We start from the raw sequence: 15718 nt of genomic DNA, 5'->3' as shown, positions 1-15718 counted from the left end.
GCCCGCACAGCCGCGGTCGGTGGAGCCGCCGCCTCCCGCCCCGCCCGCGGCGGCACCGCCCGCCGCTCCCAAGCCCGCACCCCCGAAGCCCGGCCCGCCCAAGCCCGGGCCGCCGCCCGGCGCGAAGCCCGGCCCGCGGCCGGGCCCGCCCCCCGGTGCCCGCCCGGCGCAGCCCGCACCGGTGGCCCGGCCCGCCGCCCCGCCCGTCGAGCCCTCGCCCGTCGCCACGGCTTCGGACCACCCGTCCCGCTGGGGCCGGGTGGACGCCGAGGGTGCGGTCTTCGTCCGCACCGCCGAGGGCGAGCGCCGGGTCGGGTCCTGGCAGGCCGGCGCCCCCGACGAGGGCCTCGCCCACTTCGCCCGCCGCTTCGACGACCTGCTCGCCGAGGCCGAGCTGCTCGTCTCCCGGCTCGCCACCGGCGGCGGGGATCCGAAGCACGCCCTGACCAGCGCGAAGGCCCTGCGGGACGGGCTCGACGAGGCCGCCGTCGTCGGTGACCTCGACGGGCTGCGCAAGCGACTCGACGAGCTCGTCGGGATGGCCGAGGACGCGGTCGCCAGCGCCCGCACCGCGCGCGACGAGCAGCGGCACGCCGCGATCGCCCGCAAGGAGGACCTGGTCGCCGAGGCCGAGAGCATGGCCGCCGAGTCCACCCAGTGGAAGCAGGCCGGGGACCGCTACAAGGCGATCCTCGACGAGTGGCGCACGATCAAGGGCATCGACCGCAAGACGGACGAGGCGCTCTGGAAGCGCTTCTCCCGCGCCCGGGAGGCCTTCAACCGGCGCCGCGGCTCGCACTTCGCCGACCTCGACCGGCAGCGGGCCGGGGCCAAGGCGCGCAAGGAGGAGCTGGTCGCGGAGGCCGAGGCGCTCTCGGAGTCCGAGGACTGGGGCCCCACCGCCGCCCGCTACCGCGACCTGATGACGGAGTGGAAGGCGGCCGGCCGCGCCCAGAAGGACGCCGACGACGCCCTCTGGCATCGCTTCCGCAGCGCCCAGGACACCTTCTTCTCGCGCCGCTCGGCCGTCTTCGCCGAGCGCGACTCGGAGTTCGCGGCGAACGCCGACGCCAAGCGTTCGCTGCTCGACGAGGCCGAGAAGATCGACACCTCGGACCCCGACGCCGCCCGGATCGCGCTGCGCCACATCCAGGAGCGCTGGGAGGAGATCGGCAAGGTCCCGCGCGACGACATGCGGCCGCTGGAGCAGCGCCTGCGGGCCGTCGAGGAGTCCGTCCGCGAGGCGGCCGACCGGCAGTGGCGGCGCACCGACCCCGAGGCCGAGGCGCGCGTCGCGCAGTTCCGCGACCGCGTGGCCCAGTTCGAGGCCCAGGCCGAGAAGGCCCGCGCCTCCGGCGACAGGCGCCGGGCGGAGCAGGCGGAGTCCCAGGCGGCGCAGTGGCGGGAGTGGTTGGAGACCGCGGAGCAGTCGGTCCAGGACCGCTGATCACGACCCGGCGGGCCGAGCATCGCCTGGCGAGACCAGGTCCGCCCCGACCGTGATCATGCTTCGCGCTCGCGACGCAGTCGGAGCGTTCTCCGGTGTGACGGCTACGTGCGGGCCGTGAACCCGGCACGACCCGACCCGCCGCCCTCAGGCTGTGATCGGCGAGGTTCGCCAGGCGCTTCGCCGGGCGTGATCACGATCTCGGCGGACTCGGCCTCGGTCTGCGGAGCTCCGTCCGCCGGGAGCGTGATCTCGGCTCGCTCAGCGGCGCTGGAGGGAGATGCGGGCCCAGGTGAAGGTCAGCAGCGCCACCCCGAGCACCGCGAGGATCAGGCCGGGGCCCGGGCCCTGCACTCCCTCGGGCGCGACGGTCTGCCGGCTCCACACCGCCCACACGCCGTTGACCAGCGAGATCCCGCAGCCGACCGCGGAGACCCAGGCCAAGGCCCAGTAGCGGGTGGTCAGCGCGAGTGCCGAGGTGACCAGGCCGAACGCGGTGGCGGTGAAGGTGAACAGCCGCGGCAGCGGGCCGGCCGACTCCGCACCGACCAACAGCTGCCAACCCGTGGCGCCGGCCACCCAGGGCAGCAGCAGCGCCCCGACGACGGCGAGCGTGCCGATCGCGGCGACCAGCGCGGCCACCCCCGGGTCGATCTTCCGCTCCACCCGCCGGGCCACCCCGGCGAGCTCGGTCTCCAGGGCCGACAGCCGGGGATCGGCCTCCCGGTCCCACGGCGCCCGGCCGGCGCCCGGTCCCTGCCGGTCCCCGCCCGAGGCCCGCTCGTCGCTCATCGTCCGCTCCGTCCGTCCCTCGGGCGCGGTCGCCCGCGCTCCCTCGCTCACGACTGCTGCGCCCCGCACCCGACCGCGACCGGCTCGGCCGCAGGCTTCCCGAAGCCCGGCAGGCCCAGCCCGGTGGGCGCCGGGCGGGCGGGCGAGGAACCCGGACGCTGCCCGGCCTCGTGCGCGTCGCCCGCGCGCGTGCGGCGGTGGTCCACCACCCCGTCGTCGGCGACGAGGTGGTGCGGCGCCCCGTAGCCGACCCGCACGGTGACCAGGTCCCCCGCCCGGATGCCGTCCCGCCCCGGCGCGAAGTGCACCAGGCGGCCGTCCCGGGCCCGCCCGCTCATCCGTCGGGTGGCGCCGTCCTTGCGGCCCTCGCCGGTGCTGACGAGCACCTCGACCTCGCGGCCCTCGAGCGCGCGGTTCTCCTCCCAGGAGATCTGCTCCTGCAGGGCCACCAGCCGCTCGTACCGCTCCTGGACGACGGCCTTGGGCAGCTGGTCGGGCAGCTCGGCCGCCGGGGTGCCGGGGCGCTGCGAGTACTGGAACGTGAAGGCCTGCGCGAACCGGGCGCGGCGCACCACCTCGAGGGTCTGCGCGAAGTCCTCCTCGGTCTCGCCCGGGAAGCCGACGATGATGTCGGTGGACACCGCGGCGTCGGGGATCGAGGCCCGCACCTCGTCGAGGATCCCGAGGAACCGCTCGGAGCGGTAGGACCGCCGCATCGCGCGCAGCACGCGGTCCGAGCCGGACTGCAGCGGCATGTGCAGCTGCGGGCAGACGTTGGGCGTCTCGGCCATGGCGGCGATGACGTCCGAGGTGAAGTCCCGCGGGTGCGGCGAGGTGAAGCGCACCCGCTCGAGCCCTTCGACGGTCCCACAGGAACGCAGCAGCTTCGCGAACGCGCCGCGGTCGCCGAACTCCGAGCCGTAGGCGTTGACGTTCTGCCCCAGCAGGGTCACCTCGAGCACGCCGTCGGCGGCGAGCGCCTGCACCTCGGCGAGGATGTCCCCCGGCCGCCGGTCGCGCTCCTTGCCGCGCAGGGACGGGACGATGCAGAAGGTGCAGGTGTTGTTGCAGCCCACGGAGATCGAGACCCAGCCGGCGTAGGCGGACTCGCGGCGCGCGGGCAGCGTCGACGGGAAGACCTCGAGCGACTCGAGGATCTCCACCTCGGCCGCGCGGTTGTGCCGGGCGCGCTCGAGCAGCGCGGGCAGGGACCCGACGTTGTGCGTGCCGAACACGACGTCGACCCACGGGGCCTTCTTCGTGATCGTGTCCCGGTCCTTCTGCGCGAGGCAGCCGCCGACGGCGATCTGCATGTCGGGGTTGGCCGTCTTGGCCGGGCGCAGGTGGCCGAGGTTGCCGTAGAGCTTGTTGTCCGCGTTCTCGCGGACGGCGCACGTGTTGAACACGACGACGTCGGCCCGCGCCGGGTCCTCGGCGCGCGCATACCCCGCGGACTCCAGCAGACCGGCCATCCGCTCGGAGTCGTGCACGTTCATCTGGCACCCGTAGGTGCGGATGGTGTAGCTGCGGGTCACGCCACGAGGGTATGCCTGTCCGGCCGGCGCACCGGCCCCGGGGACGACAGCAGCGGCCCGGGACGACAGCACCGGCGCCGGTCCGGCACGATGCGGCGATGGAGCCCGCGGGCCGGTTCGACCGACGGACGGTGCTGCGCGTGCTCGCCGCCCTCGCCGTGCTGCCCGGCCTGGGCGCCTGCGGCTCCGACTTCTCCGGGCGCCGGTTGTCGATCGCCGCGGGCGTGGCCTCGGGCGTGTACTTCCGGCTCGCCGGCACGCTCGCCGAGGTCTGGCGCGAACATCTCGGCCTCGCCGCCGCACCGACGGTCCTCACGACGGCGGGCTCGGTCGACAACCTCGACCGCCTGGCGGGCGGCACCGCCGACGTCGTGTTCAGCCAGGTCGACACGGCCGCGGAACGGCTGGCCGGCCTCGCCCCCGGCGATCCCCGGGCGCCGCGCGCCCTGGCCCGGATCTACGACGACGCGCTGCACGTCGTCGTGCGCCGCGACTCGCCCGCCCGGCGGGTCGCGGACCTGCGCGGACGCGCGGTGTCGATCGGGCCGCCGACCTCGGGCTACTACGCCGCGTCCCGCCGGCTGCTGGAGAGCGCGGGCGTGGACCCGGACCGCGACGTCGACGCCCGCCAACTCGGCCTGTCGGACTCCACTGCGGCGCTGCGAGACGGGACGATCGAGGCCTTCTTCTGGTTCGGCGGCGTGCCGACGGCGGGCGTCTCGGACCTCGCCGCGACCACCCCGATCCGGTTGCTGGATCTGACCGACGTGCTCGAGGCGGTCCGGGCGCGCTATCCCGTGTACTCCTCGGGCACGGTGCCGGCCTCCGCGTACGACATCGGCGAGCCGGTGGCCACCCTGCTCGTGCGGAACCTGCTCCTGGTCCCCGCCTCGCTCGACGACGACCTCGCCGGCGCCCTCGTCGGGACGATCTTCGCCGAGCAGGCCCGGCTCGCCGCGACGAGCCCGGCCGCCCTGACCATCGACGCCCGCGCGGCGATCGGCACCCAACCCGTCCCGCTCCACCCCGGCGCCGAGCGCTTCTACCGCGACGCCAAGGGCGCGTGACGTCGGCAACCAGCCCGTAAAGGGAAGGCAAAGTTCGTCCCAAACAAGGCTATGCTCCCTTTCACCCGGGCGGCACCGCCCGCCGACAGAGGAGCCGCCCGTGCCGCGCCCCCGCGTTCCCCGCTGCGTCCGAGTCGCCGTCGCCGCACTCGCCGCGGTCGTCGTCGTCGCCCCGCTGACCGCCTGCGGGAGCTCCCCGGACCTGACGATCTACTCGGGCCGCAACGAGCAGCTCGTGGGCGGGCTGCTCGACAAGCTGGAGGAGCGGGTCGGCGGGACCGTCGAGGTGCGCTACGGCGGGAGCGCCGAGCTCGCCGCCCAGCTGCTGGAGGAGGGCGCCGGCACCGAGGCGGACGTGTTCTTCTCCCAGGACGCGGGCGCCCTCGGCGCGCTCGACGACGCGAACCGCCTGGAGCCGCTGCCGCCCGCGGCCCTCGACGCCGTCCCGGCGGCCTACCGCGCGGACGACGGCAGCTGGGTCGCGACCTCGGCCCGCTCCCGCGTGCTGTTCTACGACCCGCGGCAGGTCCCCGAGGCGGACCTCCCCGCCACGCTCGACGACGTGACCGACCCGCGGTGGCGCGGGAAGATCGGCTACGCCCCGACCAACGCCTCCTGGCAGGCCTTCGTGACAGGGGTCCGGGTGCTGCGCGGCGAGGAGGGTGCCCGGGCCTGGCTGCAGGCCTTCGCGGCGAACCAGCCGGTCCGGTTCGACAACAACATCCAGATCCTCGACGCCGTGAACGCCGGGCAGATCGCCCTCGGTCTGTCCAACCACTACTACTGGTACGAGCGCGTGGCCGAGGTGGGCGAGCAGGCCGTCCCGGCCCGTGTCCACTACGTCCCGGGCGGGGACCCGCTCGGCCTGGTCAACGTGGCCGGCGCCGGGGTGGTCGCCGGGACCGCGCAGCAGGAGATGGCCCGTCGCGCCGTCGAGTTCCTGGTCTCCCCCGAGGCCCAGCAGTACTTCGCCGACGAGACGGCCGAGTACCCGGTCCGCGCGGGGGTCACGTCCGCCCGGCACACGCTGCGGCCGCTCGACCAGCTGCAGCCGCCGGACATCGACCTGTCCGATCTCGCGTCGCTGCAGCAGTCGCTGACGCTGCTGCAGGAGACCGGTCTGGCGTGACCGCGCCCCCGCCGACGCGGTCCGCCCCCCGGGCGGGGGCCGCGCCCCGGGCCCTGCTCGCCGGCGCCGCGGTCACCGGCGTACTGGCCTGCGTCCCGCTGCTCTATCTCGGCGTCCGTGCCCTGGAGGCGGGTCCCGGCACGGTTGCCGGGATCCTGGCCCGGCCGCGGACCGGCGAGCTGCTGACCCGCAGCGTGCTGCTCGCGGGCTCGGTCACGGCGGCCTGCCTCGTCCTCGGCTGCGGGCTGGCCTGGCTGGTGGCCCGCACCGACCTGCCCGGCCGCCGGGTGTGGGCCGCGGTCCTGGCGCTGCCGCTGGCCGTCCCGTCGTACGTCGCCGGATTCACGTGGATCGCGGAGTGGCCCGGGCTGGCGGGCTTCCCCGGCGCGTTCCTGGTGCTCACCCTGGTCAGCTACCCGTACGTGCTGCTGCCGGTCGCGGCCGCGCTGCTCGTGTCCGACGGCGGCCTGGAGGAGGTCGCCCGCTCGCTCGGCCGCGGCCCGGGCCGGGTCCTGCTGGCGGTCACGCTGCGCCGGGTCCGCCCGACGGCGGCGGCGGCCGGGCTGCTCGTCGCGCTCTACGTGCTCAGCGACTTCGGCGCGGTCTCGCTGATGCGCTACGAGACCTTCACGCTCGGCATCTACACGAGCTACCGGGCCACCTTCGACCGCACGCCCGCGGCGGTGCTCGGCTGCGTCCTCGTGGTCCTCGCCGCGCTGTTGACCTGGGGTGAGTTCCGCGCCCGCGGTCGCGCCGCCGGCTGGGTCGGCCGCGGCACCCCGCGCCCGCCGGTGCCGGTGCGACTGGGCGCCTGGCGGCCGGTCGCGCTGCTGGCGGTGGTGGCCGTCGCCGCCGCGGCGCTCGGGGTGCCCGCGGTGAGCCTGCTGCGCTGGACCGTGGCGGGCACGTCGGCCGGGGTCGACTGGCCCGCGCTCGGGAGCGCCGCGGGGGCGACCCTGCAGGTCGCCGGGCTCGGCGCGGCCCTGACCACCCTGCTCGCGCTGCCGGTGGGGATCCTCGCCGCCCGGCACCGCGGCCGCATGGTCACCGCCGTCGAGACCGCGGCCTACGCCGGGCACGCGCTGCCCGGCGTGACGGTCGGGCTCGCCCTGGTCTTCGTCGGGATCCGGCTGGTCCCGGAGATCTACCAGGAACTGCCGCTGCTCGTCGTCGGGTACGCCGTGCTGTTCCTCCCACTGGCGGTCGGCGCCGTCCGGACCGCGGTCGCGGCCGCGCCCGTGGGTCACGAGGAGGTCGCCCGCTCGCTCGGCTGCGGCCGCGCAACGGCGTTCGCGCGCGTCACCCTCCCCCGGGCGCTGCCCGGCACGGTCGCCGGCGCGGCGCTCGTGTTCCTCACCGTGGTCAAGGAGCTGCCGGTGACCCTGATGCTGCGGCCGACCGGCACGGACACCCTCGCGGTGCAGCTGTGGAGCCACACCGGGGCGGGCGCGTTCGCGGCCGCGGCGCCGTACGCCGTGGTGCTCGTGCTGGTCTCGGCGGTCGCGGCGGCGCTGCTCGACCGGGCGGTGCACCGGTGAGCGCCGGGCTCGCGGTCGCGGGCGTGCACGCGGGCCATCCCGGCGTGCGGGTCCTGCACGGGGTGGACCTGGCGGTCCCCGCGGGCGCGCTGGTGGCGGTGCTCGGCGGCTCCGGCAGCGGCAAGACGACCCTGCTGCGCTGTGTGGCCGGCTTCCACCCGCTCGACGCCGGCGAGATCCGGCTCGGGGACCGCGTCGTCGCCGGGCCGGGCGTCGAGGTTCCGCCGGAGCGCCGTCGCGTCGGACTGGTCCCCCAGGACGGGTCGCTGTTCGCGCACCTGTCGGTGGCCGCGAACGTCGGGTTCGGGCTCGACCGGGCCGCCCGCCGCGGCCCCCGGGTGCGCGAGCTGCTGGACCTGGTCGGGCTCGCCGACCTCGCCGACCGCATGCCGCAGGAGCTCTCCGGGGGCCAACAGCAGCGGGTCGCGCTGGCCCGGGCCCTCGCCCCGGACCCCGCCCTGGTGCTGCTCGACGAGCCCTTCAGCGCCCTCGACGCCGGGCTGCGGGCCGAGGTCCGCGAGCAGGTCCGCGCCGCGCTGCGGGCCGCCGGCACCACCGCGGTCCTGGTCACGCACGACCAGCAGGAGGCGCTCGGCGTCGCCGACCTCGTCGCGCTGCTGCGCGACGGCCGGATCGTGCAGGTCGCCCCGCCGCGGGAGATCTACGGCACGCCGGCCGACGTCGGCGTGGGCACCTTCGTCGGCGAGGCGGTGGTCCTGCCGGCGGTCGCCCGTGCCGGCTGCGCGGAGACGGTGCTGGGCGCGCTGCCGGTGGCGGCCGCGGACGGCCCCGGCCGGCTCCTGGTCCGGCCCGAGCAGCTGCGGCTACGCCCCGGCGGGCCGGCGCGCGTCCGGGAGGTGATCTTCCACGGGCACGACGCCACCGTGCTCGTCGAGCTCGGCGGCACCACGCTGCGCTGCCGCACGGCCGAACCGGAGACCCCGGAGCCGGGCAGCGAGGTGAGCCTGCAGGTCCGCGGACCGGTGCGCTTCTACCCGGACTGACGCGGCCGCCCGACCGAGGGCCTCCTGCACGACGACGCCGACGACCAGGCAGGCGAGCACGACGAGCGCCGTCGGCAGCCCGGTCACCGCCGTCATGACCGCGTAGTGGGTCAGGTAGATCGCCAGCGACGCTCCGGCGAGCAGTCCGCACAGCCGCACGAGCGGCCGCGGCACCGGCAGCGTCGGCACCAGCAGCAGCGCCGTGCCGACGGCCACCACGGCCGCCCGGTGCGGCTCGTGGGCGAACATCATCGGCACGGCGACCGCGAGCCCGGCGAGCACCGCGGCGCGCTGCCGCACGGTCGCGGCACGCTGCGCGGCCCAGCCCAGCGCGAACAGCCAGATCACGGTGTGCACGCTCATCTGGCGCAGGGAGAAGGCGTTGGCGCCGTCGTCGACGAACCGGCCGAGCAACCCGGCGAGGTACACGGCCGCGGGCAGGGCGAACGGCCGGCTCCGGTCGAGCGTCCGTACCGCGGGGACCGCGAACAGCAGCGCCATCAGCAGCAGGATCTGCGGCAGCGTCTCGACGAACCAGTACCCCCACGCCTCCGGGTCGACCACGTAGTTGAGCAGCAGCGTGTTGTACCAGTCGACGTCGTCGGCGACGGTCGCGCGCCAGGCCACCCACAGCGCGCTCGGTCCGGCGATCCGGCCGGCGGTGCGCAGGATCGTCCGCGACGGCCGGGGCGGGGCCAGGGCGAACCGCGCGAACGCCCACCCCGCCGCGGCCAGCAGCACGTGCGAGCCGCCCAGCAGCCGGAACAGCCCCACGTGCGAGCCCACGATCAGCACGATCGCCACCGCCCGCAGGACGACCGGGGTCTCCACCGGCAGCCACCGCCGCGACGCGCGACCGGGCGCGGCGAGCGCGACGAGGTCCGCCACCGTGCGCTCCGGCCAGTCCGGGGGCAGCGCACCGACCGCGCGTTGCAGCCGCAGCGCCGTCTGGACGTACCGCAGCGAGTCGCCACCGAGCCCGACGAAGGTGTCCCCGTCGGCGATCGTGCGGCCCGGGAAGACCGCCGCGAAGGCCCGGCGTACCGGATCGGTGCCCTCGGACGCCTGCTTCGGGGCGGCCGCGGCGGCGACCGCGGCGAGGTCGACCTTGCCGTTGGGCAGCCGAGGGAGCGCGTCGACCTCGGTGACCCGGACGGCGGTCGGCGGCAGCCCGAGCCGCTGCGCGAGCAGGTCGGCCACTGCCGTCGCGTCGCCGCCGCGGACCACCGCGACGGCCAGGCCGGTGTCGTCGCCGGTCGCCGCGCCCGCCACGGCCGCCGCCGCGAGGATCCGCTCGACCTCGTCGAGGTCGACCCGCAGCCCGAACGGCTTGACGAACCGCGCCGCGCGCCCGGTGATCTCGAGCAGGCCGTCGGGCCGCAGCCGGGCACGGTCGCCCGTCTCGAGCCGATCGACGGTCCGGCCGAGGGCGAGGTCGGCGCCGCTGCGCGCATAGCCGAGCATGACGTTCTCGCCGCGGTAGACCAGGTCGCCGACGCCGTCCGGGCCCGGCCGCTCGATGCTGAGCGTGCCCCCGGGCACGGCCACACCCACTGCCGAGGGCGCCGTCGCCGCCCGCTCCGGCGGAAGGTAGGCCATCCGGGCCGTGGCCTCGGTCTGCCCGTACATGACGTAGAGCGACCACCCGCGCTCCGCCCCGAGCGCCGCGTACCGCTCGACCGCTGCCGGGTCCCACCGCCCGCCGGCCTGCGTGACGTACCGCAGCGACGGGAGCGGGCGGTCGGCGAAGCCCGTCGCGTCGAGCAGGTCGAACGTGTACGGGACGCCGTGCAGGCTGGTCAGGCCGAGCTCTGCGAACTCGGTCCAGAACGCGGGTTCGGCGACCGATCGGCTCGGCAGCACCACCGCTGCGCCGCGCGCGAGGTTGCTGTTGACGACCGAGAGCCCGTAGCAGTACTGCAGCGGCAGGGTGAGCGGCGCCCGGTCGTCCGGCCGGATCGGCAGGTACCCGGCGATCGATTCGGCGTTGGCCGCGAGGTTGCGCGCGGACAACCGGACGAGCTTCGGCGAGCCGGTGGTGCCCGAGGTGGGCAGCAGCAGGGCGAGGTCCGGGTGCAGCTCCGGGCCCGTCCCGCGCTCCTCGATCCGCACGCCGTCGCCTTCCGGCCGCACGACGACGGCGGGGTCGTGCGCCGCGAGCAGCGGCTCGGAGCGCGCGGGGTCGTCGCCGACCAGCAGCGGCACGTGACCGGTCCGCAGCGCCGCCAGGTAGGTGACGACCGGCTCGACGCCGGGGCCGGCCACCACCGCGACGAGCCGGCGTCCGGTCCCGAGCTCGGCGGCCCGGGCGTCGGCCCGCGCCGCCAGCTCCCGGTAGCTCAGGCACTCCCCGCCGGGCACGAGCAGGGCCGGGCGCCCGCCGTGGCGCGCGAGGGCCCGGGCGAACCCCGGCGTTTCGGTCATACTTCCATCAGATGTGGTGAGCCTGCCCTTGGCAATACACCGGACGGACGGACCTCGTCACAGCGCAGGCGGAAGGACCCGCCGCAGCCGCGCGGCCACCCTCAGCCCGCCGTTCGGCGGCAGCTCCAGCACGAGCGACCCGCCTGCGAGCTCGACGGTCCGCGCGGCGATCGCGAGCCCCAGGCCGGAGCCGTCGACGTTGTTCTGGCCGGGCGAGCGCCAGAACCGGTCGGTCGCCCGCTCGAGCTCCTCCGGCGGGATCCCGGGGCCGGTGTCCAGCACCGCGACGTCGACCAGGGGCGGGTCCGCGCCGCGCACGGGCCGCACCGTGACGGTGACCGTGCCGCCGGGCGGGGTGAACTTGACGGCGTTGTCGAGCAGCGCGTCGAGCACGGTCTCGATGCCGCCGGGCGCCATCCGCACCCGCAGCCCGCGCACGCCCCCGCGCAGCAGCCGCAGCCCGGTGTGCTCGGCGAGCGGGCGCCAGGCGTCGAGCCGGTCCTCGACGGCCGCGTCGACCGGGGTGTCCGCCTCCCGGTCGACCCCGGCGTCGCGTTCGGCGCGGGCCAGGGCCAGCAGCCCGTCGAGCACCCCGGAGAGCCGCTCGGCCTCCTCCAGCGCGGCGACGTGCTCCTCCGCCGCCTCACGTCCGACGTGTCCGTCGAGGTTGGACAGCCGCAGGCGCAGCGCGGTCAGCGGGTTGCGCAGCTGGTGACTCGCGTCCGCGACGAAGGCGCGCTGGGTGGACAGCGCCTGGCCGACCGACTCCGCCATGCGGTCGAAGGACAGGGTGAGCCGGCGCAGCTCGGGCGGGCCGGACCCGTCGGACACCGGTGCGGCGGGCCGCCCGGCCAGCACCGCGCGGGTCACGCGCCCGGTGCCCTCGTCGAGGCGGCGCACCGGCCGCAGGATCCACCGGGTCACCGGCACCGCGACCAGCACACCGAGCCCGAGCGCCGCCAGCACCAGCGCCGCGACCAGCGACCAGACCCGGATCTCGGCGGCGCGCAGGGCGTCCGTCGGGGACACCGTGACCGCCGCGCCGCGCACCTCGCCGTCGACCAGGACGGGTTCGGCCAGCACCAGCGGGCGGGTGTCCCACGGCATGATCAGCGGCGGGGCGGCCGAGCGGCGGCTGGCCAGGGCGACCTGGACGCGCTGCTGGCCGTCGGCATCGAGGACCGGCGGCACCGCCCGGGAGGCCGCGACGACCCGCCCGGCCCGGTCGACGACGGTGACCGCCACGCCGTAGACCTCGTCGTAGCGGGCGAGCTCCTCGGCCAGCCCGGTCGCGCTGTCCTCGGTGATCGGGCGCTGCGCGCGCGAGGCGAAGTAGATGGTGTCGGTGAGCCGGTCGATGAACAGCTCCTGCTGCGCCGCGCGCGAGTTCGACACGGCCAGCGGCACGCCGAGCCCCAGCGCCAGCAGCCCGACCAGCACGCAGACGATGACGAGCAGCCGGGTGCGCACGTCTCGGCCCCCCGCTCCCCGGCCCGCTCAGCCGCCGAGCCGGTACCCGACGCCGCGCACCGTCTGGACCAGCTCGGGCCGGCCGAGCTTGGTGCGCAGGGTCGCCACGTGCACGTCGAGGGTCCGGTTCGCGCCCGGCCAGCTCCGCCCCCACACCTCGGCGACGATCCGGGTGCGGGTGCAGACGGTGCCGCGCGCGGCCGCGAGCAGCGCGAGCACCTGGAACTCCTTGCGGGTCAACGTGACCTCGGTGCCGTCGACGGTCACGGTGTGCCGGCCGAGGTCGATCGCCACGCCGTCGTCCGTCGTGACGACCCGGTCGGCGGGCTCGGCCTCGCTCGGGCCGCGGCGGCGCTGCACGGCGTGGATCCGCGCCACCAGCTCGCCGACGTCGTAGGGCTTGACCACGTAGTCGTCGGCGCCGGAGTGCAGGCCGACGATCCTGTCCTCGACGTCCCCCCGTGCAGTCACCACGATGACGGGGACGTCACTCGCCTGCCGGATCGCCCGGCAGACGTCGACCCCGTCGGCGTCGGGCAGGCCGAGGTCGAGGAGAACGACGTCGACACCGGCCAGGTGGTCGACCGCCCCACGGCCGCGTTCGAGCCGCGTGGTGGTCATCCCGTGCCGGTGCAGGGCGGGGCGCAGCGCCGCCGCCACGCGATCATCGTCCTCCACGAGCAGAATGTGCACGCGGTTCCCCTCCGAGGGTCGTTACTGGATAGAGACCCTAAAGGTTGCCCAAGGTGGTGGACTCGCCTGTCCGAATCGTCCTAGCGTCCCGCCATGCCTGGAGGCCGACCGTGACCGACACCCCCATGATCCGCATGGCCGCGGTGGACAAGCACTTCGGCGAGCTGCACGTGCTCAAGGACATCAACCTGGAGGTCGAGCGCGGTCAGGTGGTGGTCGTGCTGGGCCCCTCGGGCTCCGGCAAGTCCACACTGTGCCGCACGATCAACCGGCTGGAGCCGGTCGACTCCGGCACCATCGAGCTCGACGGCCGCGCGCTGCCCGCCGAGGGCAAGGCGCTCGCCGGCCTGCGGGCCGACGTCGGGATGGTGTTCCAGAGCTTCAACCTGTTCGCGCACAAGACCGTGCTCGAGAACGTCATGCTCGCGCCGCTGAAGGTGCGCAAGCAGGACAAGGCGGCCGCCGAGAAGAACGCGGTCCGGCTGCTCGAGCGCGTCGGCATCGCGAACCAGAAGGACAAGTACCCGGCGCAGCTCTCCGGCGGCCAGCAGCAGCGCGTGGCGATCGCCCGCGCGCTCGCGATGGACCCGAAGGTCATGCTGTTCGACGAGCCGACCTCCGCGCTGGACCCCGAGATGGTCCAGGAGGTCCTCGACGTCATGACCGGTCTCGCCAAGGACGGCATGACGATGCTCGTGGTCACCCACGAGATGGGCTTCGCCCGCCGCGCCGCGCACCGCGTGGTCTTCATGGCCGACGGCGAGATCGTCGAGGACTCCACCCCCGACGACTTCTTCACCAACCCGTCGAGCGACCGCGCCAAGGACTTCCTCGGGAAGATCCTCACCCACTGACGCCGCTCCCCTCGAACGACAGGAGTTCCGATGAAGTTGCGTGCCCTCGTGGTGGGGCTGGCCGCGGCCGCCCTCACCCTGACCGCCTGCGGACAGTCGGGGAGCCCCGGCGGCTCCTCCGGCGGTCCCGTGGTCTCCGAGGCCCCGGCGGCAGGAGTCCAGGTCCCCGACTCGGCGACGTTCGCCGCCATGCAGCAGCGTGGCCGCGTCGTCATCGGCGTGAAGGACGACCAGCCCGGCCTGGGCTTCAAGGACGCCACCACGGGCGAGTACTCCGGCTTCGACATCGAGATCGCCCGGCTCGTCGCCGCGAAGCTCGGCTTCGGCACGGACAAGATCGACTACAAGACGGTGCCGTCCGCGGCCCGCGAGGACGCGATCTCCCGCGGCGAGGTCGACTACTACGTCGGCACCTACACGATCAACGACGCCCGCAAGAAGCGCGTGTCGTTCGCCGGCCCGTACTTCGTCGCCGGGCAGGGCCTGCTCGTCCGCGCCGACGAGACCGCGATCACCGGCAAGGACACCCTCAAGGGCAAGAAGGTCTGCTCGGTGACCGGCTCGACGCCGATCCAGCGGGTCCGGGACCAGGGCCTGACCGAGCCGGAGAACATCGTCGAGTTCCAGACCTACACGCAGTGCGTGGACCAGCTGCTGTCCAAGCAGGTCGACGCCGTCACCACGGACGACGCGATCCTCAAGGGCTACGCCGCGCAGCAGCCCGACAAGCTCAAGGTCGTCGGTGAGACCTTCTCGACCGAGCCGTACGGCATCGGGCTGAACCACGACGACGCCGCCCTGCGCAACAAGATCAACGACATCCTGCAGACCGCCTACGACGACGGCACCTGGCAGAAGATCTACGACAACACCCTCGGCAAGTCCGGCTCGCCGGCCTCGCCGCCCGCGCTGCAGCGGTACTGACCCGATCCGGCCGGGGCGGGACCTGACCAGGCCCGCCCCGGCCGGCGGCTTCCGTCCGAGAGCTCCGCCGGAAAGGGGTGGGCCCCGTGAACGTCCTGCTGGACAACATCGACCTCTACGCCCGGGGCTTCCTCGGCACCATCGAGCTGTTCGTCGTGTCGGCGATCGGCTCGCTGATCCTCGGGGCGATCCTGGCGGCGATGCGCGTCAGTCCCGTGCCGATCCTGCGGGCGTTCGGCACGGTGTACGTCAACATCCTGCGCAACACCCCGCTCACGCTGGTGATCTTCTTCTTCGCCTTCGCGTACCCGAGGCTGGAGATCTACGACCTCTCCTACTTCACCCGCGCCTGCATCGGCCTGATCCTCTACACGGCCGCCTTCGTCTGCGAGGTCATCCGGTCCGGCGTCAACACGGTGCCGGTCGGGCAGGCCGAGGCCTCCCGCGCCCTGGGCTTCACCTTCAACCAGACGCTGTCGCAGGTCGTGCTGCCGCAGGCGGTGCGCAACGTCGTCCCGCCGCTGGCCAACATCCAGATCGCGCTGCTCAAGAACACCACGATCGCCGCGGGCTTCTCGGTCACCGAGGCCGGCGGGATCTACCAGGCGCTGTCGGAGCGCGGTGCCAACGTCTTCGTCGGCCTGCTGTGGGTCGCCGTCGGCTTCCTCATCCTGGTCGTGCCGCTGACGCTGCTGCAGCGGAACCTGGACCGGCGCTGGAGCACCGCGCGATGAGCGCGCGTCGACCCAGCGCGACGAGCGCGCCGCGACCCCGCGCGACGAGCGCGCCGCGTCCCCGCGCGATGAGCCGACCCCGCCCCGCCCCGTCCGCGCCGCACACC

The 15718-nt window shown here is 75.2% G+C and carries 12 protein-coding genes and 1 pseudogene; 8 read left to right on the top strand and 5 right to left on the bottom strand.

Features of this window, described 5'->3' with window-relative positions:
- The first annotated feature begins 181 nt into the window (after positions 1-181).
- Entirely contained in the window at positions 182-1447 is a 1266-nt protein-coding gene (locus LWC35_RS11165; RefSeq protein WP_232870094.1) for a DUF349 domain-containing protein, read from the top strand.
- Between the two features lie 261 nt (positions 1448-1708).
- Here LWC35_RS11165 and LWC35_RS11160 read toward each other — a convergent pair whose 3' ends face one another.
- Positions 1709-2239, bottom strand: a complete 531-nt coding sequence (locus LWC35_RS11160) for an Rv2732c family membrane protein (protein ID WP_232869989.1) — start codon at positions 2237-2239, stop codon at positions 1709-1711.
- 47 nt (positions 2240-2286) lie between these two features.
- The gene (gene miaB, locus LWC35_RS11155) at positions 2287-3774 is read right to left on the bottom strand and encodes a tRNA (N6-isopentenyl adenosine(37)-C2)-methylthiotransferase MiaB (RefSeq protein ID WP_232869988.1); all 1488 of its coding nucleotides are present in this window, start codon (positions 3772-3774) and stop codon (positions 2287-2289) included.
- Between the two features lie 98 nt (positions 3775-3872).
- Here miaB and LWC35_RS11150 point away from each other — a divergent pair, with 98 nt between their 5' ends.
- The 4 genes from LWC35_RS11150 to LWC35_RS11135 all read left to right on the top strand — a co-directional run bounded on the left by LWC35_RS11150 (position 3873) and on the right by LWC35_RS11135 (position 8512).
- Positions 3873-4841: a TAXI family TRAP transporter solute-binding subunit gene (locus tag LWC35_RS11150; RefSeq protein WP_232869987.1), complete on the top strand. Its 969-nt coding sequence runs from the start codon at positions 3873-3875 to the stop codon at positions 4839-4841.
- A gap of 100 nt (positions 4842-4941) precedes the next feature.
- On the top strand, positions 4942-5970 hold the full coding sequence (locus LWC35_RS11145) for an iron ABC transporter substrate-binding protein (protein ID WP_232869986.1): 1029 nt from the start codon (positions 4942-4944) through the stop codon (positions 5968-5970).
- The gene (locus LWC35_RS11140; RefSeq protein ID WP_232869985.1) at positions 5967-7508 is read left to right on the top strand and encodes an ABC transporter permease; all 1542 of its coding nucleotides are present in this window, start codon (positions 5967-5969) and stop codon (positions 7506-7508) included. Before LWC35_RS11145 ends, LWC35_RS11140 begins: the two co-directional genes overlap by 4 nt.
- Entirely contained in the window at positions 7505-8512 is a 1008-nt protein-coding gene (locus tag LWC35_RS11135) for an ABC transporter ATP-binding protein (RefSeq protein WP_232869984.1), read from the top strand. Before LWC35_RS11140 ends, LWC35_RS11135 begins: the two co-directional genes overlap by 4 nt.
- A 1464-nt stretch (positions 8513-9976) precedes the next feature.
- On the opposite strand, the pseudogene LWC35_RS11130 reads toward LWC35_RS11135, so the two are convergent.
- The 3 genes and pseudogenes from LWC35_RS11130 to LWC35_RS11120 form a co-directional block, all read right to left on the bottom strand.
- Positions 9977-10936 (bottom strand): annotated as a pseudogene (locus LWC35_RS11130) (AMP-binding protein); the annotation flags it as partial.
- A 57-nt stretch (positions 10937-10993) separates the two neighbouring features.
- Entirely contained in the window at positions 10994-12406 is a 1413-nt protein-coding gene (locus LWC35_RS11125; RefSeq protein WP_232869983.1) for a sensor histidine kinase, read from the bottom strand.
- 27 nt (positions 12407-12433) lie between these two features.
- Entirely contained in the window at positions 12434-13099 is a 666-nt protein-coding gene (locus tag LWC35_RS11120; protein ID WP_232869982.1) for a response regulator transcription factor, read from the bottom strand.
- A gap of 125 nt (positions 13100-13224) precedes the next feature.
- On the opposite strand from LWC35_RS11120, the gene LWC35_RS11115 reads away from it, so the two are divergent.
- From LWC35_RS11115 to LWC35_RS11105, 3 genes are all read left to right on the top strand, one after another.
- A complete protein-coding gene (locus LWC35_RS11115) occupies positions 13225-13953 on the top strand; it encodes an amino acid ABC transporter ATP-binding protein (RefSeq protein WP_232870093.1) in 729 nt (242 codons plus the stop codon).
- Positions 13954-13983: 30 nt separating this feature from the next.
- Entirely contained in the window at positions 13984-14877 is an 894-nt protein-coding gene (locus LWC35_RS11110) for a glutamate ABC transporter substrate-binding protein (protein ID WP_232869981.1), read from the top strand.
- Positions 14878-14963: 86 nt separating this feature from the next.
- Entirely contained in the window at positions 14964-15611 is a 648-nt protein-coding gene (locus tag LWC35_RS11105; RefSeq protein ID WP_232869980.1) for an amino acid ABC transporter permease, read from the top strand.
- The last annotated feature ends 107 nt before the right edge of the window (positions 15612-15718 follow it).

The organism is Pseudonocardia kujensis (genome assembly GCF_021283305.1).
Classification (GTDB): Bacteria; Actinomycetota; Actinomycetes; order Mycobacteriales; family Pseudonocardiaceae; genus Pseudonocardia; species Pseudonocardia kujensis.
The sequence above is the reverse complement of the archived record's forward strand: the minus strand, read 5'-3'. Positions and strand labels throughout refer to the sequence as shown.

What these genes read in the sequence shown, in the direction of transcription:
- LWC35_RS11150 (WP_232869987.1), top strand. Translation starts at nt 3,873, where the DNA reads ATGGAGCCCGCGGGCCGGTTCGACCGACGGACGGTGCTGCGCGTGCTC.
- LWC35_RS11110 (WP_232869981.1), top strand. Translation starts at nt 13,984, where the DNA reads ATGAAGTTGCGTGCCCTCGTGGTGGGGCTGGCCGCGGCCGCCCTCACC.
- LWC35_RS11115 (WP_232870093.1), top strand. Translation starts at nt 13,225, where the DNA reads ATGATCCGCATGGCCGCGGTGGACAAGCACTTCGGCGAGCTGCACGTG.
- LWC35_RS11160 (WP_232869989.1), bottom strand. Translation starts at nt 2,239, where the DNA reads ATGAGCGACGAGCGGGCCTCGGGCGGGGACCGGCAGGGACCGGGCGCC.